The 18,895-nt window shown below is 40.0% G+C and carries 23 protein-coding genes; 19 read left to right on the top strand and 4 right to left on the bottom strand.

Features of this window, described 5'->3' with window-relative positions; genetic code table 11:
- Positions 1-181 precede the first annotated feature (181 nt).
- The 3 genes from R8G66_21790 to R8G66_21780 all read left to right on the top strand — a co-directional run bounded on the left by R8G66_21790 (position 182) and on the right by R8G66_21780 (position 1,770).
- Positions 182-1,327 carry a hypothetical protein gene (locus R8G66_21790; protein MDW3195020.1) on the top strand — a complete coding sequence of 382 codons (1,146 nt, stop codon included), beginning with the start codon at positions 182-184 and terminating at the stop codon, positions 1,325-1,327.
- A gap of 66 nt (positions 1,328-1,393) precedes the next feature.
- Positions 1,394-1,660, top strand: a complete 267-nt coding sequence (locus R8G66_21785; GenBank protein MDW3195019.1) for a diacylglycerol kinase family protein — start codon at positions 1,394-1,396, stop codon at positions 1,658-1,660.
- Positions 1,660-1,770 carry a diacylglycerol kinase gene (locus R8G66_21780; protein MDW3195018.1) on the top strand — a complete coding sequence of 37 codons (111 nt, stop codon included), beginning with the start codon at positions 1,660-1,662 and terminating at the stop codon, positions 1,768-1,770. Before R8G66_21785 ends, R8G66_21780 begins: the two co-directional genes overlap by 1 nt.
- Before the next feature lie 72 nt (positions 1,771-1,842).
- On the opposite strand, the gene asnB is transcribed toward R8G66_21780, so the two are convergent.
- The 4 genes from asnB to R8G66_21760 all read right to left on the bottom strand — a co-directional run bounded on the left by asnB (position 1,843) and on the right by R8G66_21760 (position 5,959).
- Positions 1,843-3,519, bottom strand: a complete 1,677-nt coding sequence (asnB, locus tag R8G66_21775; GenBank protein MDW3195017.1) for an asparagine synthase B — start codon at positions 3,517-3,519, stop codon at positions 1,843-1,845.
- A 186-nt stretch (positions 3,520-3,705) separates the two neighbouring features.
- Positions 3,706-3,981 carry a hypothetical protein gene (locus R8G66_21770; protein MDW3195016.1) on the bottom strand — a complete coding sequence of 92 codons (276 nt, stop codon included), beginning with the start codon at positions 3,979-3,981 and terminating at the stop codon, positions 3,706-3,708.
- Between the two features lie 739 nt (positions 3,982-4,720).
- Positions 4,721-5,428, bottom strand: coding sequence for a hypothetical protein (locus R8G66_21765; protein ID MDW3195015.1), 708 nt, complete (start codon positions 5,426-5,428; stop codon positions 4,721-4,723).
- A gap of 120 nt (positions 5,429-5,548) precedes the next feature.
- Positions 5,549-5,959 (bottom strand): hypothetical protein, encoded by a 411-nt coding sequence (locus R8G66_21760; GenBank protein ID MDW3195014.1) that lies wholly within the window; start codon positions 5,957-5,959, stop codon positions 5,549-5,551.
- Between the two features lie 80 nt (positions 5,960-6,039).
- Here R8G66_21760 and R8G66_21755 point away from each other — a divergent pair, with 80 nt between their 5' ends.
- The 16 genes from R8G66_21755 (at position 6,040) to R8G66_21680 (ending at position 18,798) form a co-directional block, all read left to right on the top strand.
- On the top strand, positions 6,040-6,702 hold the full coding sequence (locus tag R8G66_21755) for a tyrosine-type recombinase/integrase (GenBank protein MDW3195013.1): 663 nt from the start codon (positions 6,040-6,042) through the stop codon (positions 6,700-6,702).
- A complete protein-coding gene (locus R8G66_21750; GenBank protein ID MDW3195012.1) occupies positions 6,687-6,923 on the top strand; it encodes a tyrosine-type recombinase/integrase in 237 nt (78 codons plus the stop codon). Before R8G66_21755 ends, R8G66_21750 begins: the two co-directional genes overlap by 16 nt.
- A 52-nt stretch (positions 6,924-6,975) precedes the next feature.
- Positions 6,976-7,560, top strand: coding sequence for a hypothetical protein (locus R8G66_21745; GenBank protein ID MDW3195011.1), 585 nt, complete (start codon positions 6,976-6,978; stop codon positions 7,558-7,560).
- A 123-nt stretch (positions 7,561-7,683) separates the two neighbouring features.
- The gene (locus R8G66_21740) at positions 7,684-8,094 is read left to right on the top strand and encodes a hypothetical protein (protein ID MDW3195010.1); all 411 of its coding nucleotides are present in this window, start codon (positions 7,684-7,686) and stop codon (positions 8,092-8,094) included.
- A complete protein-coding gene (locus tag R8G66_21735; protein MDW3195009.1) occupies positions 8,078-8,485 on the top strand; it encodes a hypothetical protein in 408 nt (135 codons plus the stop codon). Before R8G66_21740 ends, R8G66_21735 begins: the two co-directional genes overlap by 17 nt.
- Before the next feature lie 218 nt (positions 8,486-8,703).
- Positions 8,704-10,914, top strand: coding sequence for a DUF5916 domain-containing protein (locus tag R8G66_21730; GenBank protein ID MDW3195008.1), 2,211 nt, complete (start codon positions 8,704-8,706; stop codon positions 10,912-10,914).
- A gap of 392 nt (positions 10,915-11,306) precedes the next feature.
- A complete protein-coding gene (locus R8G66_21725; protein ID MDW3195007.1) occupies positions 11,307-11,906 on the top strand; it encodes a WG repeat-containing protein in 600 nt (199 codons plus the stop codon).
- A gap of 335 nt (positions 11,907-12,241) precedes the next feature.
- Entirely contained in the window at positions 12,242-12,496 is a 255-nt protein-coding gene (locus R8G66_21720) for an autorepressor SdpR family transcription factor (protein ID MDW3195006.1), read from the top strand.
- A 4-nt stretch (positions 12,497-12,500) separates the two neighbouring features.
- The gene (locus tag R8G66_21715) at positions 12,501-13,157 is read left to right on the top strand and encodes an SdpI family protein (protein ID MDW3195005.1); all 657 of its coding nucleotides are present in this window, start codon (positions 12,501-12,503) and stop codon (positions 13,155-13,157) included.
- On the top strand, positions 13,154-13,909 hold the full coding sequence (locus tag R8G66_21710; protein MDW3195004.1) for a CPBP family intramembrane glutamic endopeptidase: 756 nt from the start codon (positions 13,154-13,156) through the stop codon (positions 13,907-13,909). Before R8G66_21715 ends, R8G66_21710 begins: the two co-directional genes overlap by 4 nt.
- Positions 13,910-14,053: 144 nt before the next feature.
- Positions 14,054-14,638 carry a hypothetical protein gene (locus R8G66_21705; GenBank protein ID MDW3195003.1) on the top strand — a complete coding sequence of 195 codons (585 nt, stop codon included), beginning with the start codon at positions 14,054-14,056 and terminating at the stop codon, positions 14,636-14,638.
- 206 nt (positions 14,639-14,844) lie between these two features.
- Complete coding sequence (locus R8G66_21700; GenBank protein ID MDW3195002.1) at positions 14,845-15,351, top strand: hypothetical protein; 507 nt, start codon at positions 14,845-14,847, stop codon at positions 15,349-15,351.
- A gap of 604 nt (positions 15,352-15,955) precedes the next feature.
- Positions 15,956-16,882, top strand: coding sequence for a hypothetical protein (locus R8G66_21695; GenBank protein MDW3195001.1), 927 nt, complete (start codon positions 15,956-15,958; stop codon positions 16,880-16,882).
- Between the two features lie 225 nt (positions 16,883-17,107).
- On the top strand, positions 17,108-17,752 hold the full coding sequence (locus R8G66_21690) for a hypothetical protein (protein MDW3195000.1): 645 nt from the start codon (positions 17,108-17,110) through the stop codon (positions 17,750-17,752).
- A 262-nt stretch (positions 17,753-18,014) separates the two neighbouring features.
- Positions 18,015-18,404, top strand: coding sequence for a hypothetical protein (locus tag R8G66_21685; GenBank protein ID MDW3194999.1), 390 nt, complete (start codon positions 18,015-18,017; stop codon positions 18,402-18,404).
- Between the two features lie 7 nt (positions 18,405-18,411).
- Positions 18,412-18,798 (top strand): hypothetical protein, encoded by a 387-nt coding sequence (locus tag R8G66_21680; GenBank protein ID MDW3194998.1) that lies wholly within the window; start codon positions 18,412-18,414, stop codon positions 18,796-18,798.
- Positions 18,799-18,895 lie beyond the last annotated feature (97 nt).

Genomic DNA, 18,895 nt, shown 5'->3' with positions numbered 1-18,895 from the left:
GGACATCCAGGGAACCAGACGGATTTCGAAACTTGCAAAGTCGTCAATTCAAATACTTTCTTGAAATTGAGTTGCTGACGTTAATCAGGCATAGGATTATCAAATACTGCCTCCAAAATACCCTGAACACGGTATTTTGAATTTGTCCAATAGGGCTTTTTTTTGATCGAAAAATGTCCTGATGATGCGCAACTTCTTTTTCCTCTTTACTTTATTGATTTGTTCTTTATTCATTTCATGCGCTGGTGATGATGCTCCAGGCATGGCTTCCGAAGCCAACGTGGGCGTACCGGCAATTTCCTGGAGCACTCAAATTAGCAGTTTGGGTTCAATTGATGTGGAGTGGAGCAATGGAGACAAACTGTTAATCACAGGTGATTATACCGGTAATCCGGGCATTACAGGACTTCAACAAGTAACTCAGGGAATAAGGAATGGCTTTCTGTTGCAAATGGACCAATCGGGTCAAATAGAAGCAACCATGGATCTTGGGTTACAGGTATTCCACGACCTCAATTATTTGTCTTTTCTTCCCAATGGGAATCCCATTGTCTCTGGCAAGGCCGTGGGATTTCAGAATGTGATGTATCTGGAGTTGAACCCTGCAACAAACACGCAGGTTGCTAATCAAGAAATTTCCGGTTCAGGGAATGATAAGCCTGCTGGTATTGCCATTGATCAGGAAGGTAATATTATCCTGGGAGGTATATTTAATGGAACCGTACGCCTGGAAAATGGAGATACCTTCTTAGGAAATATTCTCGGCTCTGCAGCTATCGTGAAATACAATGCGTCGGGAGAGGTACTTTGGTCATTGCCTTCACCACCAGCACCTGCTTCGAGCATACGAGGACTCGGTGTAGACAACAGCGGCAACATTTACTGTTATGAGTGCATTGCAGATATGATCTCCTTAAAAAAAATAAGCCCTGCCGGAGCGTTGATTTACACCAATGAGAGCCTCGGCTCTTGTGGATATGGGCTTGAAGTGGTTAATGATTCGGAAATATACCTGAACACCGTTTCAGATATCCTGAGAATAGATGGAGAAGCCAACATTCAGTGGACGGTAGCCTCCACAACCCAATTGCAGGACATAGCGGTGAAAAACGGGCGTATCGTTGTTGCCGGAAATAATTTCTCGGGAGGTCAATTTGGCCCCATTGAAGCATTAGTTAGAAGTAATTATTTCATGGCATCCCTTACCACTGACGGCCGATTAGAGTGGTTGTCCACGGAAATCCCAGCAACCGATGTGAGTCTGAGTGCCGATGGAACCATTGCATTTGCAAACCACGCTACCGGCATGATCGGTGTTTTGGAATAATGGCCTTGAATTGCCTAAAAGAAGATATCTTTATTTGTAAAGTGATGCACAAAATAACTAACGATCATGCAACGACCATTTGAATTTACGGGAAGGATAAGAAGCTTTAAATATGCATTTGCCGGTTTATGGGTGATGCTAAAGACACAGCACAATGCATGGATTCACTTTGTCGCCACTATAATCACAATTGCAATGGCGGTAGTTTATCAATTAACTACTGTCGAATGGTGTTTCATCATTTTAGCGATCGTTTCGGTTTGGATGGCTGAAGCCTTGAATACGGCATTTGAGTTTCTGGCAGATGTAACGCCCCAGAATTTCATCCATTAGTGAAAAAGTCCAAAGATGTGGCTGCCGGGGCTGTACTTCTAGCGGCTATTGGTGCTGTTGCCATTGGATTAATTGTTTTTGGCCCAAAACTCTTTTCGCAATTGTTTTAAAAACAAAACCCTGCCAGGGTCACATAACAGGGCTTTTGTCTAAATCATGTTTCTACTTCTTACGCAATGATATTACTCGGTGTAGCCATAATCGTGCACCTGTGTTACGGCTCTTCCGGAAGGTTCATTAGCATTCTGAAATGAGGCATCCCATGCCAAAGCCTCAGGTGTACTGCAGGCTACGGAAGGTACCGAAGGCACACATTTAGCCGCAGCATCGGATGGGAAATGCTCTTCAAAAATGCTGCGATAGAAGTACTCCTCTTTACTCTGTGGCGTATTGATCGGGAACTTGAACTTCGCCACCTCAAAGTCCGTGTCGGATACTACTTCGTTGGTGTGGTCTTTAAGGGCATCAATCCAGCCGTAACCCACACCATCAGAAAACTGCTCTTTCTGTCTCCAGACAATTTCATCCGGCAACATGTCTTCAAAGGCCTTTCGAAGCATCCATTTCTCAATTCGCTCGCCAGTGATCATCTTATCTGCCGGATCCACATGCATCGCTGTGTCCATGAATTCAATGTCCAGAAAAGGTACACGACCTTCTACTCCCCAGGCAGCGAGTGACTTGTTGGCTCTAAGGCAATCGTACATGTGAAGTTTGGAAAGCTTTCGTACGGTTTCCTTATGGAATTCCTCTGGGTTAGGTGCTTTATGGAAGTAGAGATAACCACCGAACAGTTCGTCTGACCCTTCACCGGAAAGCACCATTTTAATGCCCATGGATTTGATCACACGAGCAAGCAGGTACATAGGCGTAGAAGCCCGAATGGTAGTGACATCATACGTTTCCAGGTGATAGATCACATCTCTCAAAGCATCCATCCCTTCCTGTATGGTGAAATTCACTTCGTGGTGAATGGTGCCAATGTGATCCGCTACTTTTTGAGCAGCGATTAAATCGGGAGAGTTTTTCAGTCCAATGGCGAAGGAGTGCAAAGCAGGCCACCAGGCTCCCTCGTTATCTCCGGATTCTACGCGTTTGGATGAATATTTTTTGGCAAGTGCTGAAATTACGGAAGAATCAAGTCCACCAGACAACAGCACACCGTAAGGCACATCTGTCATCAATTGCCGGTGTACTGCTTTTTCTAGGGAGTCACGTAATTGTGCAATTTGTGTTTTCTCTTTGTCTGCCAATTGCTCGAAAGAAGTCCACTCACGTGAATACCACTGGACCGGCTCCTCATCTTTGGAGGTAAGGTAATGTCCCGGAGGAAATTCCTTAATTTGGTTGCAGTAGCCCTCGATGGCTTTCAATTCTGAAGCGATGTGCAATTGACCTCTCACATCCCAGCCCATGTATAAAGGAATGATCCCCATATGGTCGCGAGCCACTAAAAAATCGTCCTTAGCTTCATCATAAATGCAGAAACCGAAAATACCATTAAGTGATTTTACAAAGTCGGGACCTTGTTCCTTGTAGAGTGCCAACAAGACTTCACAATCTGATTTCGTGGCAAAGTTATACTCACTTTTTAGGGCAGCTCTCAGTTCCTTGTGGTTGTATATTTCACCATTAGCAGCCAAAACCTGCTGCCTATCGGGAGAATAGAGTGGTTGGACACCCGACTGAGGATCAACAATGGCAAGTCGCTCGTGCGCAATCACTGCATTATCCCCAACATAGATCCCAGACCAATCCGGTCCTCTATGTCTAACCCTCTTTGATTGCTTTAAAACCTGACTTCTTAATTCAGAAGCATCGTCGTTATCACGATTCAATACACAGACTATACCACACATAGCTTTAAAAATTTTCTAATGAATGTGTAAAAGTGTGATTAATTTTTCAAATTAATTTTAAAATTATTGTATAAAACAATAGTGATTTTTAAGAATATTGAAAATATTTCATCTGGGTGCCCTTTTTGTTGCGATAAGTGTGATGAAATGCGTGCCAGAAGGGGAAAGTTTGAGTGGATAGAACTTCTACGGGACCAAATGGAAGTTGTCTTCAAAGTATTTCAACCACTGTCCATCGACCAGTCGTTCCCCGTATTCCCGAAAAGTACCAGTTGATGGATTACTGAAGATAAATCGGTTGGTTTCACTACTCCACACGGTCAGTTCTCCATCATTGAATTCCGCTGGATAGCGATTAGTACCTCGCTCGGAAAAAGGGTAATAGTAATACGTCTCATCGTCCGCATCATATCTGATGATGGTGTGTAGCTGCAAGAACTCTGAACTCAACTCGATGACCACAATGCTTTTGTTTACATCATAACTGATCTTCTGGTGCGCGGGTCCTTGTTTCGATATGGCTCCGTCTTCATAAACGGCTTAGGTTCCAATCCATTCCCCAATCATGAAATCCAATTGGTCCATTTTATTTGTTTCGACCCCCTGACCGATTACACTGAACATCTGGCAGAATAGGAAATGGATTAGGAGGATACGTATTGGTTTCATGGTCATTGGGCTAATTTAATAGAAGCACTTTTTCAGAATGATGTCGTAAGTGTCTTTGGAAAATCATTTTGATCAATTTTGTTGATATGAGAAGTTGATTAGTAGTCGATTGATGAGTTCCATTACTTTAATTTTTGAATTATCAGAGCCACCATTGTGTGAGCCCAGGAAGCAAAAACCGCCTCCACTGCGTAATGGAAGGGGTTGTGCAAAGGTGATTGGCATTTTAGAGTCGTGGAAGATGTTTTGCAATCGTGGTTTGCAAGGTGATCGTGGTGGGAGCTCTAGTGCAATCGTGATTAGCATTTTTAGCGTGGTGGAGGGTGTTTTGCAATCGTGGTTGGCAAAAGCTTAGTAGTGGAGCTCAAATCATGATTGTGGAGTAGTGAAGCTGCTAAATGGAGGCGAAGTTGGCGTAATGGGTCTGAAATGCTGATGCTAAAAAGGTTTCTGACGGCTGTGGAATGATCAGGGACAAAAAAACGACCTCTGGGGGTCGTTTTATATGAGTATCTGCTGGAATGAGAACAGGTTATTTTCGAGTGCGCTGAAAGCCTCGAAGTTTTTCCGGGTCTTTGCGATAGACGAACTTTCCGGTAACCCGGATTTCATCTACGGCCTCTTTCAAATGAGTAAAGGCTTTGTCACGGAGCAGTTTAGCGCTGTTGTCATCGCTTCTTTCCCCATTGACCCTAGCCAGTAAAGTAGCCAATTCATCGGCCCAGGTGGCTGCAGTATCCAGTTGGGTCATGTCCATGCCAATTGCGGTTAGTAGATTATCGTGCGCATTGCCCAGCACGCTGAGGTCGCTCAGGTCTTGCACCATGTCTGCATGTCCTGATCCCTCGGAGATCGCATTGACCTTACTGACCAGATCGGGATGTCGGCGGAAAGCAAATCGGAAAGAAGCTTCCAGTGTGTCTTTGAGGTCGTAAGCCTCTATGGATCGCTCGTCCCATTCCCTTTGTGCTTCTTCTCTGCTGTATCGCTCTTTCATCCATACGGATTGTGCTTGTCGCAGCATCCGGGCACGGTTTGGAAGGTCCGTGATGTACTCACCATCCAGTCCGGCGTTGGTGAGCGGTGTTTGGTCCTCTTCGATCCATTCGTGCAAGTCATACGCTTCTTGTACGAAGGTGTCTACGGGAATGGTCGGTAGCCGCACTTCACTGGCCGGGATGGCCATCAGTACGTCATTGGAAATAGTCGTTTCATCTGATTGAATTACATCATCAGTCATTTTGAAAATAATGTTTAGTGTTATTAAAAATTTAGTTGTAGAACAGCTGTCTTGTCTTAATTCTTACGACTTGAGAGGAATAGGGTTGCGCTGCTGTTTAATATTCAGGCAAATTATTTGTTAAGTTTTCCAAATAGGAAATCCCAGTTGGTTCATGTAGTCCTGGCGTTGAACAATAATGGCTTTTTGCGTGCCCTTAGAGTCAGTGGTTGGGGCAAACGCATAATCGTAGACCAGGTAATAAACGAGTTGTTTGCTTTTATAAATACCAGAAAAGTGACGGAAGTCATATCCCATTTGCTCTAGCACTTCTTTCCGAATCGTAGCTTTGCCTTCAGGAGAGAGTGTTTTTAGGATTTTTCGATTGGATCGGGTGATTCTCTGAATTTCAGAGATGTAAAGCTCCCCAAAAGATTTATTTTGATTGTGATATTCTGCTTTGCACTGGTTATCACAAAATTTCTTATCTCGTCTTCCTGCCAAAGTCTTGTGACAGTTGAGACACGTTTTTGTTGTTCTGAGTTGTTCCATAAGCGTTTGATATACGCATAGATACGTATCTATACGTTTAAGAAGACAGCTAATTATTCATAAAGTGGCTTGTTTGTCCCATGAAACCTGAATTGCCAGTAGCAAAGGATTATCGTGCTGCTCTTGATTTGATGGATACCCAGTTATTAGTTGGTAGGTATAGTGAATCCACCAGAGATATCTATCGATATATGTTTCGGGAGTTTTTGAAGAGCGTGTATCCCAAACCCCTTCATCAGATCAATAAATGGGACATCTTGCAACATCATCGATGTTTGATTCAAGAGAAGCATGTTTCATCTTCTTATCAGAACCAAAGCATCAATGCCATTAAATTTTATCTGGAGCAGGTTTTGGGGCAGGACCGGCAGGTTTTCGACCTGGAGCGGCCTAAAAGGAAAAAGGTGTTGCCCCAGGTATTAAGTGAAGAAGAAGTATTGGGAATCCTGCGTGCTACTTCCAATATTAAGCATAAGGCCATTTTAACCACTATTTATGCTGCAGGGTTGAGAGTGAGCGAGGTTTTATGCATGCATATCAGCGATATTGATTCTCAGCGGATGAATATACGGATCAGAGATGGTAAAGGTGGCAAGGACCGTATCACTGTGTTATCAACAAACTTATTGGACCTATTGAGAATCTACTTTAGGCAATATCGACCCAGGGAGTTTCTTTTCGAAGGACCAAACGGAAAACCTTATAGTGCAGGGAGCGTCCGAAAGTATTGGGAAGAGCAGTAAAAGCTGCAGGTATTGTGAAACCAGTGACGCCCCACACGCTAAGACACTCATTCGCTACCCACTTATTGGAACATGGCACCAATTTGAGATACGTACAGACCCTACTAGGACATACGAGTGTGAAAACCACAGAGATTTACACGCACGTAAGCTCTAAAAAGTTGGAAGAAGTAAAAAGCCCATTGGACTACCTGGGAACAAACGGTATATTTGAAAGGTAGATAAGATCACCCTGGTGATCTTATAAAGATGTTGTGGTTAATTAGAAGTCACTTGGGAGAATATGCGGAAATAGTCCACGGTGAAATAGCCGGCTTGAAAATTGGGTTAATTTCCAACGAGGATGATTTATATGCGATCACCAAAAGCATCGAAAATGAACCTCATCAAGTTGAGTACTTCGTTGGGTTTGGTTTTGGATTTAATAGAGCTCAACAGATTAGAAATAGACTAAAATCTCCTGGTGATTTGTCATTCGACGAAAAAACGCAGACGGTTAAAATTTTTCTTGAAAAAAACTCATACTTTCCGAAGTATTCAGACTTCTGTACTAGGATTGATAACTATGTCGAAAACCAAGGTCGTTGGAATTCTGGATCTCTTTCACCTGAAGTCTGTGATACTACGGATGACTTATTGAATAATAATTTACTACAAAGAGCTCTGGATGGTATTTATAATTACTACGCTGGAAAAGGAGCTCTGAAAGCGCTGCTCGAGTTTGAGAATTTTAAGGAAAGGTTGAAATCAATTAGAAAAAACAGAAGGAATAAAGAATACTCTGAATCCTACTTGAATCAGGAAATGGATTCTATTAAGAAAGACTTAATCACTTGGATTCAGACGAACAGAAACTAACCACAACACTCGCTAAAAATTCCATAGGCTTTTAGTAGCTGTTTGCAAACAGCGTAGGAACCCTATACTTTAGAGAAATAAACAAACAGCTAGCCTACGGATTTTAGCTGGACGTTACAGACCATGACTGCACAACTTAATATTCGGAACGAACAATTGGAGCTAACTGAGAACAGTCGAATTTCATGGTCGATTGAATTCAAATCCATTCAACTTATCGGCGAATACACAACCGAAGGAGGCCCATTTTTTGATGACTATTTTTTCGTCTTTGTCAACTCGAACGGAACACTTTATAAGGTATCTAACGACTTGATTAACTACCCAACTTTCTGGACGAAACTTTCAAGTCTTCTCAACAGTCATCTACAACCTAAACTGGCCAGCTCAACCCTTTTTAACTCACGGATTTTGTACCCTGAACATCTGACTGGCGAACCTCTTTTCAACTTGGTCGCTTCTGGAACAGTTCAACTTGAACTTTCTGAACAGGCAAACGGACAACTGAAAAACGGAGATGAATCAACTTATTAGAATATCTGGCATACTTACCTTGAATCTTATTCTACTGAATTCTTGTGACTGTGTGGTGGATCACAAAGGATTTGTCTTGAACGAACTTACTAATGAACCCATAACGAACGCAACTATTCAATTTGACAATAGGAAATTCACAACAGATTCTAACGGTTATTTCGAGATCAGTTATGTAACAGGATTCTGTCCAACGGAGAAATATACTGTTACAAAAGACAACTTTCGAGATTACGAACTTCTCATTGACCGCTCTTCTGAATCTGTCTCTTATGAAGTCTATGAACGGAACGACTACCTCGAACACGGATATTCGAACTCTAACAGTAACTCTTTTCAAGTAAGGAACGACACACTGTTATTCTTCCTGGAACCAAGAAACAGTCTGTAACAGGCGCTAAGCCCAATCGACTTACTTAGCTGTTTGCAAAGAGCATTTGAATCAGATAGATTTGAGATATTTGAAAGGTTAAGCCGACTGTGCTTAGCTGATCGTTAGCCTTCATTATGTCCTCCCAATAATAAGTCTGCAGAGAAAATTCGATGCATAGCCACTTAAAGTGAGTTCTTAGCACAAGAACAAAAAAAAGTTATATTTTAAGGATTTAAATGAAAAAACTAGCTCTAATTTTAATTCTTAAAGGACTATTCTTTGCTTCCTATTCTCAAGAAGCAGAGATATTTAGACCCGATTCACCTAAATTGGAATTAAGGGCTGTTGAAACGACATCAGTAATAAAAATAGATGGTATTTTAGATGAAACTGTCTGGTCTGAAGCACCAAAATCTCCATCGTTCACGCAAGTAGACCCCAATCAAAAAGCAAAGCCCAGCCAAGATACTGATGTCAAAGTGCTTTTTGACAGCAAGTTTCTGTATTTCGGAATTTTTTGTATGGATTCTTTAGGCAAATCAGCTATAAGAGCGACTGATTTTAAGCGCGATTTTGATCATAGGACCCATGACTTAATCAATATCAACTTTGATGCTTTCAACTCTGAGCGAAATGCCATGACATTTGCTGTGAATCCATATGGCGTACAAAGGGATTATCTTTCTTTTGACGCGTTGTACTATGATATCGATTGGGATGCTATTTGGCAAGCAAGAACTTCAATTACATATAATGGTTGGATAGCGGAAATAGCTATCCCATGGAAGACTATTCGTTATCCGCATCTTGACAATGAAAATCAACAATGGGGAATTCAGATATACCGAAACCGCCGAATTATTAACGAAATATCAGCCTTCTCTCCTTTTCCACAAACATATCCTTCGGCAAGAATGGATTATGCCGGGTTATTAAAAGGTATTCAGCCACCCCCTCCTGCAAAAACAAATATTAGAATTCAACCTTACGCTCTAACATCAATAGAAAAACATAGCACATCGGATTCGCAAGAAGAAGTAGATCCTGATATTAAGATTGGCGGAGAAGTTAAATGGGCAGTTTCATCAAATGACGTATTGGACTTAACCTTTAATACTGATTTTGCCCAGGCAGATGTTGATAGGCAAATCAACAATACAAGTCGATTCTCTGTTTTCTTTCCGGAGAGAAGACAGTTTTTCCTGGAAAATGCATCATTGTTTGGAATTAATGTAAACAGACGCACAGGTGATGAAGGTGCTATTCATATTCAACCATTTTTTAGTCGAAGAATAGGGTTAGACGAAGAAAGCAAGCCAATTCCAATTGTAGCTGGTGCGAGATTTGTTCATGGCTCTGCAACAACAAATTATGGTGGTATTGCAATTAGGCAGGAAGGAGATTCTCTCACTTCAGCTACTAATTTCATCGTTGGTAGATATTCTAAAAACTTCGGAAAGCAAAATAGAGTTGGTGGATTAATGACCATTAAAAATCAACCAGAAAAATCAAATATTACGTTCACCACAGATGGATTTTTCAGACTTAATGAGGTACATTCCCTGAATACATTAGTGAGTTATTCACAAGATTCCAACTCTGCTGGAAAGGGGCTATCCGCCATTGGGCAATACTATTATAACACGAACAAATGGATTGGTTGGTGGACACAATCAATAATTACAAAAAACTATAATCCGGAAATGGGTTTTATTTCCAGGCAAGATGTGATCGGGACGACTCCCGGCGTGATACGAACCTTTAGAGGTGAGAAATTACCCTTTAAAAAATGGATTCGGGCATTTGAACCAAGTGTTGCCATACAATTCTTTCATCAAGCGTCAACTGGTGATTTAATAGAACGAAAATATGTATTAAACCCGTTTTATTTGAACTTACAAAATGGGGGGTATATCGGGTATGGATTAAATACTAACTATCAAAATCTAAAAGAATCATTTGTCCCATTAGAGGTCGAAATAATACCTGGCGAATATGATTATCTGAGGCACTTCTTCTTAGCTAGCACAGATCCTTCAAAAAAAATAAGTGTATCTGGATTTGTAGATTGGGGCAACTATTTTGATGGTGATTTATCATCATTAGATCTCACCTTCAAGTTTGTTCCCATACCGCACATTTCTTTATCTACCAGATACAATCGAATCGGTTTCTCGAAGGTTGGAGTTGACCAAATATCTAAAAAGGTTGATTTATATGCTATTGAGGGACGATTTGCGGTAAATCCAAGAATTCGACTAACAGGCATTTATCAGAAAAATTCAGAAAATGATTTAGAAAATATCAATGTACGGTTTACATGGGAATATCAACCCATGTCTTATGTGTATTTGGTATATAACGAACGTACTTTCATAGATGACCCTCAGGAACAACAATCTGAGCAACAAGGGATTTTAAAATTAAGCTACGTAAAGCAGTTTTAATAGATAGCTGAGTCTGAACTCGCGTCAGCATCAAACAAACTAAATAATCAGTAATTCCTCTATTATTATAAACTATTGCGTGGCACTGGATAGACCAAGGACTCATGGCTGAACCGAATGAAAAATCAAGAAAACAATAAAAAACGAAGGCTAACATACGATAGGTGTCATGTCCCGACCCTTTCGATCTTTAAGCTCTATGGCTTCACCGACCGCAAGTCCTCCATTTTACTTGACAATGGCTCTTTAGAGGCTTTATGTTCTCACTGAGGCAGAGACTTTCAGAGGTGTTCGATTTGGATCGTTACCGTTTGATTCCGGACTTGCTATCTTTATGGATGTTTGTCGAGTGAGGGGACACGACCCCTATCTCGGCGTTAGGGTGCATTTGTATGAACTCAAGAAGTCTCTCATATCTCACAATTTTCCTTGTACTTTTCTCTTGTCGGAACTACATCGAACAAGAACAAACGAACTATGAATATCACAATATTAAGATCTCAGATACTGTGGAACTTGAACCATTGATTGCCGTAACGAATGAAGAATATCTGCAATACGGCTCTAATGTGGCTTTTGTGAACATCCAAGGTGACACCATCATACCTTTTGGGAACTTCGCATATTTTGGAACTGACACTCTGAACTTCTTTGCCAACGTACTTCTGCACCCGAATGACAGTACTTACGGACGGTGGGTAGGAATTGACCGAAATGAGAATATCCTATTTGATTTAGTGAGCTTTGATAATGGCCCAGACTATTTCAACGAAGGACTAACAAGAGTACTGCGAAATGGAAAAATGGGATATGCGAACGAAAAGGGTGAAGTGGTTATTCCTTGTCAATATGCATTTGCCAAATGGTTTCAGAACGGAGTAGCTGAAGTAACTTTCGAGGCTAAGCAGTATCGAGATGTAGATGAACACCTTCGAGTTGAGAGCGATTCTTGGTTCGAAATTGACAAGCAGGGAAATCGGACGACACCCTAACAAAATGTATGAAGGCATGTGCTTGCGTGCTTTCTACAATCTGCATCTGGACTTGACCGTGAAATCTACCACCGAGAAAGTTTAGTACAGTTTGGAAACTTCAGCTCGCGGGATTTTTTCTCCTTCACGACGCAGTGCTTTCTACAAACTTTGGAAGCACCGGCAGACTTCACTACATTAGTGCTGCCCACAAAGTGAGAGCACACGCCTCATACATGGGCGTTAGCCTCAACAAAGTCTAGGCAAAGACAATCCTATGAATTCTGGAGCAAGGAAATGACAAAATAGTCTGCTTTTCTAACTAATATTTAGATATTTGCCTAAATATTTAATTAATGAATAAGCTATTCAAAGCGCTCAATGATGAAACACGACGACAGATAATTGAACTGTTGAAAGATCGGGAAATGAACGCTGGAGAAATAGCCGATAAATTCAATATTTCAAAACCCAGTATTTCGCATCATCTTGACATTCTTAAGCAGGCAGATCTCATCCACTCTGAAAAAAAAGGGCAATTCATTGAATACACATTAAACACAACCATTTTGGAAGACTTGTTGACATGGATATTAACCATCAAAAAATAGAAATATGATGAGCTCTATAAAAAAGGAATTACACTTAATATTTATTGTTTTGATCCCCTTGATCTATTTAGGTATCATATACAATTCTCTGCCTATCAGCGTACCTCTTCATTGGAATATGGAGGGTGAAATTGATAAGGTGGGTGATAAATCCACACTCGTCTACATGAGTCTTGCACCACTTGTGATCTATTTGATATTTACAATCATCCCTAAGGTGGATCCTAAAAATAGACTTATGTCCATGGGCAAAAAGTACGAAAAGTTGAAAAATATACTCACTGCATTTGTGTCGCTAATGATCGTTTTTGTTCTTTATCAGGTAAAAAATCCAACTATTGCCAATCCTAAGCTGATCGTAATGGCTTTGGGAATCATGTACGCAATTCTTGGAAACTATTTAAAAACAATAAAGGCCAACTATTTTATTGGTATCAGAACTCCCTGGACACTAGAAGATGAGATGGTGTGGAAAGGCACTCATATATTAGGTGGAAAACTGTGGTTTGCGGGAGGTATCGTGATTGTGTTATCAAGTTGGCTAATTAGTCATGAGTATTTACTTCACTTCTTTCTGTCCATTACATTCATCATATCCCTAATTCCTATTATCTACTCGTACATCCTATTTAATAACCTTAAAAAAGATAGAGAATTATGAAATCTAAAGTGATCTTAGGTTCTATTTTGTTTGCTTTTGGATTAATGGGCATAGCTTCAATTCTAACTATGGAAATGTCACTACCATCAGAAATTGAAGCCATGCTAGGAGATCAGTTCTCATCCCGACAGGTCAGATTATTGAGTTTGATTAATCCTACAATCATGTTGCTAATTGCGGTTATCGTCGGAACGATACTATATCAAAAAGTCCATTTGAAAATACCCTTAATTGAAAAAATTGTTGGAATCAATAATGACAATTCCGTGGGTTTTGACATCTTAAAGTATGGCATTTTAGGAGGTATTCTATCTGGCATTTTATTGGTTCTTGTTGGTCTTGTTTTCAACCCGATTCTTCCAACGGAATTTTTGGAATTGGGAGAATCTTTTAAACCCGCTTTGGAAACAAGGTTTTTATATGGGGGAATTACGGAAGAAATTCTTATGCGATTTGGATTAATGACTTTTATTGTTTGGATCGCTTCAAAATTGCTTAACGGAACCAAACCAATTATATATTGGGCTGGAATAATAATAGCGGCAATAGTTTTTGCTCTTGCTCATTTTCCAATTGTATATCAATTAGTAGGTAATCCCTCTTTTATGCTACTGACCTATATTTTGATAGGAAATTCAATTGGTGGAATAATATTTGGTTGGTTATATTGGAAAAATGGATTGGAAAGTGCTGTAATGGCACATATTTTCGCTCATGTGGTTATAGTACTGGCAGAACTAATGCCGTATTAGGCACGGAGCAAGTGGCTAACATTCGCTAAAAATCCATAGGCTTACTTAGTCACTTGCAAACAGCGTAAGAATCTGATATTTTAGAAGAAAAATGAAACAGCTAGCCTACGGATTTTAGCTGTGACGTTATGCACAACCACACCAATGAGACAGTTCATCACTTTTTTATTATTTGTTCTCTCGACTCCTTCCTTTGCATGTCTCTGTTGGAACGACTCATTCCCACTAACTTATCTGAATCAGAACGACACCTTACCAACGAATCAACATCATTTCATAATCAAAGGAGTTGTAATCGACAACCAAATTGGCACGAACGTCTTTAACCGTTGGGGACACGGAAACTTGGTGAACATTAAAGTTTTGGAATACTGGCCCAAGGATGCGGTCATGAATGATACAATTACAATAATGAACGATGAAAATGATTGTGCCAGTGGTTTTCTCAAAGATTCAACTTACCTAATCGGTACATGGAACTCCAACAGATATTTGGGAACAGATCAATGCGAAGGAACCGGATTATTTTCAGAATATGCACATCTCATCGAACAGCTTGGTGAACCCGGAATCCCTCGAACAGATCAACATTACATACCTGAGGCCGAACAGCCTTCTGAGCGGACTTGGAACATTAACGCTGTATTAATTGCAGCTTTAGGTTGCAGTTTATTGCTGAACATCGTCTTAATAGCAAGGCGAAGAAAGGATGTGCATAACAATCGCTAGCACGAATGCGACAACTGCCACTTTACAAGTTTCTGTGCGAACTTCACCATGAATCAGCCGCTGAGAAAGGTTGGTGCTTTCTACTGAGCACATCTCGCAGGGTTTTTCATCTTTCTAAACGCAGTGCATTCTGGATACTTTGGAAGCACCGGCAGATTCATTAGTTTTATCTGAACTTGCTAAGCTCGGGGCACAATCCTGCTAGCTTGGCGTTATATGCTATGACTGCAAATCCCAGTACATATCTCCTTGATAAACGGGACGGTAAATTTATACTGTACCTAGGTGAGTATTCATCTGAACAAGGAATGTTGCTACTTCCTAGGGATTTAGATATTGTGAACCTCTCACTTGGAACTACTGACTACAAGAACTTAAGCTGGGCAACTGAAAGTGATTTTCCAACTTTTAGAACATCGGGCGAACTTTCAGACTTCCTAACCTCAAACGAAGTATGGTTTTTAACCTTTGAAGTGGAATTTAAAGATTATGGCTCATTAAGTACTCATGATGATGGTGAGTGTCATTTTGAACTTCTGAACAAGTCTGATGTAGTCGAATTAATCAAGATGTCGACTCCTGAAGAGCATTCTTCTTTAATTCTTTCGAAGCTTCTCGAACTGCCCAATAAATATCTAACGGTCAACTCCAACGGAGAACTTCAGGTGTATCATACTTTTGACCAATACCTGAATCAAACCCAGGGTGTATAGCATATCTCATAATAGGAACTCAAACGCATATTGGTATTTAGGAACCTTCCTAATCTGTATAGTAACAACTGGCTTGTTGACTAACTTCAATTTTTTGGCAGAAATTGATATCAAACTTCATGATTCATACATTTCAGTGGCAACTTGGCAATTGGCAACACTATTCTTCATTATAGCTGCATACCTAGTCTTTGTCGTTTTAACTTTTAAATCTAGATTCCAAAACTCAGGAAGTGTCTGGATATTGCTAATCCATAACACATTGCTGATCGGGACAGCTACTTATGTACTCTATGTAATTTATGTTGTTATGACTGTAGACGCATTAGCCGAGCTATTTCGAACAAATAAATCAGAACAACTAATGATGGAATACCTAAATGAAGTTATCGTCATTTTTTTATTCATTTTACTCCCATTTCTCCTAGTAGAGACTCTGCTTATTCGAAGAATTAGAAGCTTGAGAAGGCATATAACAGGCGCTAAGCCCAATCGGCTTACTTAGTTGTTTGCAAAGGCCATCTGGATAAGATACATTTGAGATATTTGAAAGTCTGAGCCGACTGTGCTTAGCTGATCGTTAGCCACCACAAGATTCTAAACAATGAAATTCAAATTAAGTAATGAACCCTCGAAGCTCACTGATTGGATTCAGGCAATAAGTGCATTATTTGGAATTATTGGAGTAGTTGTGGGCTTCTGGAAGTTGATCGACGAAAACAACGAACAAAATAAACAGATCATTAACCTTTCTAAAATTGCAGAACAGGCGGAAAAGCAAGCCATATCACTAGACTCTTTAGCTCGTGAGACAGCAAAACTGGCTAAAGAAAATAAGAAGCAAACAATTACTTTAACTGAGCAAATTGTCAAACTGGACTCAAGCAACATTCATTTAGGTGAACAGGCGAAGAGTCTTAAAAAACAAAATACAATCCTAAGTAATGCTGCTGAAAATCAAAGAAAGCAAGATCAAGACTCATATGATTTGGCTAAAGAGGATCTAGATCAACGTATCAAATCAGATTCAGAAAGACTCGAAATAGAGCTAAAGTCTTTTAAAGAACAGTTAAATCAAACAAAAGATTTTAATAGAAGGACAAGCCTACCAAATCTTGTTGCTAGAATTCAACCAATAAGGAATAGTGGAAAGTTTGGAGAGTATAAATATCGAATTTTGGTAACCAATGACGGACTAGGTCCTGCGAAAATCAATAGTGTTTCATATTCTATAAATGGAGAACCAGTAGATCAAAAAATTAAACAGATTGCTACTCAACTTAGACTAGGCTATGGTTGGATTACTTCTGACCTGAATAAGGGAACTAGTATCTTACCTGGAGAAGAGCATGTATTTCTTGAACTTGGTCGACGCAAAAAAGTAAGCGTAGATGACCATAACTTCTTTGAGGAAAGAATGAAGCAAATAGGTATGATGATTTTTTATGAATCTATTTATAGAGACAGCTGTCAAGCCAAACTGAATAGATACCCAGAAGATGAAATTAACTGCTTTGACCTGTATGATTGAAAGCTAAGTGGCTAACATATGCTATGAATGAATGAGGTTTAATTGGTCAAGATACTTTGGTGGGGATTGGGAAGTTCGCAGGCCTAAAAGATGGCAATTTCGGTTTTTCCAAATTGATTTCAGAAGCTAACGTCAGGTCAGCAATTCAATGAAAAATGAGTGATTATATAAATATTCAAATAATTAACATGAAATAACCTGACGTTAGTCAGTATTTCTCCTTCGATGAAGAGCTTCTACTTTGCGATTCTTTTAATATTATCAAATCTTACTTACGGCCAATTTGCCAGTACGATTAGTGGGATCTATGAGACTGAGGATATCGGTGAATGGACAAGATGGCTAATCCTTTACCCAGATTCCACCTACCAATTTCAAATTAATACTGATCTGGGAGAGATCTACTACGAGCCAAGTAATACTGAAACCTTCAATTGGTCTTTGATTGGAGTTGAGAAGATTGTTCTTCATGGAGACACAAACGATCGAGCCTCCATCAAAAAACTTCAAATTGCCGATTCTATAACTTTAATAGGAGATAATGATCACTTATGGAGCAAAATCGCTGAATTCCACTCAAATGGTCGCTTATGGCAATTTGTTGATAACCATGATAGAATTTTGACCTTAGACTCGCTTGGAACTCCTGAAATTCGGAAATCCTTCAAAAAGGGAGTTCTTGTGAAAAAAGAAACCCTAGGACCACTTCCAGATAATACTGTAGACGAAATCGAGAATATCAGATTGACCGGAATCCATTTTGATCCTCCCATACGTTTCCATAATATAATTTTGGCCTTACGAACTCAAGAGGTTGAAACAACTGACGTTAAGACGAAAAAAGGTTGGAAACTAAAAAAGAAACGCTGAAAGACTAGAGCCGACGGCTTACAACAGTTGCTAAGAAGCATCCGCTTACTTGGGAATTTGGCATGTAATCAGAACATTCACCGTGCCCCTCTGGCCTTGAGAGGAAAGTGGTTTTTCGCAGGTGGCTTACTCGGCAGCTTTCACTTTCTAATCGGAACTTCGACTTGGCTTTTGTGGTTCGCCAGAGGTTCACTATTTTGGTGGGAGTTTGTTGAGGGGTGCGGACGCCTCTTAGCCAGATGTTGTAGCACATGGTGACCAGATGGAAATAGTAGAACCTAAATATAGATTTGGCGGCAATTGGGAAGAACTAGCAACACTTTTTAACTATACGATAGATAGTCTTTCACAAGATTGGACATATGAAATTGCCGAACCAGAAAGAATAGAAGATTATATTCAGGCATATGACAATGAAATCAAAAATGAAGACACAAAGTTTTCATTGATGGAAATGATAATTCAGGCACTCGAAGACCAGGGAAGTATTGAATCGATTAAACTGAAGTGGCCATTGGTCAAGAATCTGTTACTAAAAGATTTCGAACTACATCAATACACAATTTTCTATTGGAGTTGTTGGACAAACGAAAATATTGAGGACACCTGGTCCGTTACTCCTTTTTTCAGAGAACTTTGGCTAAAAAAATAACCGAAATATGCAAAGTCGAATCATGTATATTGAACATAAAACTGATCAGAACGATCGTGGCGAAGCATGGATCGGATTGGCTGAATTTTCCAAATCAGGACAAACTGTTTACTTCAACGGACGTGCATACAAGAAGCTCAAATCCGGAGGAACAGCAGGAAACTTTTATGATATTGAAACTGGAGATGAATTTTGGATTTCCGGAGTGAAGAAGAACGGCCAAGACCGACATTGGGCTGGTGGTGGTAAAGTAAAAATCGAGAGAGCCATTGTTGACGAATATCTGAACATTGTGGATTTCGGTATACTTGACGATCAACATTACGAACTTGCAGAACCCAAAATAACTGACAAACAGAAATTTGTGGAACTGGAAAATGAGCAAGTAGAATAGACGTGCTACAACAGGCGCTAAGCCCAATCGGCTTACTTTAGTTGTTTGCAAGGGGCATTTGAATCCGATACATTTGAGATTTTTGAAAGGTTAAGCC

The sequence above is a fragment of the Cytophagales bacterium genome (genome assembly GCA_033344775.1).
Taxonomy (GTDB): Bacteria; Bacteroidota; Bacteroidia; order Cytophagales; family Cyclobacteriaceae; genus JAWPMT01.
Note: the sequence above shows the minus strand (reverse complement) of the source record. Positions and strands in the feature narration are given on the sequence as shown.

What these genes read in the sequence shown, in the direction of transcription:
- R8G66_21790 (MDW3195020.1), top strand. Translation starts at nt 182, where the DNA reads ATGATGCGCAACTTCTTTTTCCTCTTTACTTTATTGATTTGTTCTTTA.
- R8G66_21785 (MDW3195019.1), top strand. Translation starts at nt 1,394, where the DNA reads ATGCAACGACCATTTGAATTTACGGGAAGGATAAGAAGCTTTAAATAT.
- asnB (MDW3195017.1), bottom strand. Translation starts at nt 3,519, where the DNA reads ATGTGTGGTATAGTCTGTGTATTGAATCGTGATAACGACGATGCTTCT.
- R8G66_21765 (MDW3195015.1), bottom strand. Translation starts at nt 5,428, where the DNA reads ATGACTGATGATGTAATTCAATCAGATGAAACGACTATTTCCAATGAC.
- R8G66_21760 (MDW3195014.1), bottom strand. Translation starts at nt 5,959, where the DNA reads ATGGAACAACTCAGAACAACAAAAACGTGTCTCAACTGTCACAAGACT.
- R8G66_21755 (MDW3195013.1), top strand. Translation starts at nt 6,040, where the DNA reads ATGAAACCTGAATTGCCAGTAGCAAAGGATTATCGTGCTGCTCTTGAT.
- R8G66_21740 (MDW3195010.1), top strand. Translation starts at nt 7,684, where the DNA reads ATGACTGCACAACTTAATATTCGGAACGAACAATTGGAGCTAACTGAG.
- R8G66_21735 (MDW3195009.1), top strand. Translation starts at nt 8,078, where the DNA reads ATGAATCAACTTATTAGAATATCTGGCATACTTACCTTGAATCTTATT.
- R8G66_21730 (MDW3195008.1), top strand. Translation starts at nt 8,704, where the DNA reads ATGAAAAAACTAGCTCTAATTTTAATTCTTAAAGGACTATTCTTTGCT.
- R8G66_21725 (MDW3195007.1), top strand. Translation starts at nt 11,307, where the DNA reads ATGAACTCAAGAAGTCTCTCATATCTCACAATTTTCCTTGTACTTTTC.
- R8G66_21720 (MDW3195006.1), top strand. Translation starts at nt 12,242, where the DNA reads ATGAATAAGCTATTCAAAGCGCTCAATGATGAAACACGACGACAGATA.
- R8G66_21715 (MDW3195005.1), top strand. Translation starts at nt 12,501, where the DNA reads ATGATGAGCTCTATAAAAAAGGAATTACACTTAATATTTATTGTTTTG.
- R8G66_21710 (MDW3195004.1), top strand. Translation starts at nt 13,154, where the DNA reads ATGAAATCTAAAGTGATCTTAGGTTCTATTTTGTTTGCTTTTGGATTA.
- R8G66_21705 (MDW3195003.1), top strand. Translation starts at nt 14,054, where the DNA reads ATGAGACAGTTCATCACTTTTTTATTATTTGTTCTCTCGACTCCTTCC.
- R8G66_21695 (MDW3195001.1), top strand. Translation starts at nt 15,956, where the DNA reads ATGAAATTCAAATTAAGTAATGAACCCTCGAAGCTCACTGATTGGATT.
- R8G66_21690 (MDW3195000.1), top strand. Translation starts at nt 17,108, where the DNA reads ATGAAGAGCTTCTACTTTGCGATTCTTTTAATATTATCAAATCTTACT.
- R8G66_21685 (MDW3194999.1), top strand. Translation starts at nt 18,015, where the DNA reads ATGGAAATAGTAGAACCTAAATATAGATTTGGCGGCAATTGGGAAGAA.
- R8G66_21680 (MDW3194998.1), top strand. Translation starts at nt 18,412, where the DNA reads ATGCAAAGTCGAATCATGTATATTGAACATAAAACTGATCAGAACGAT.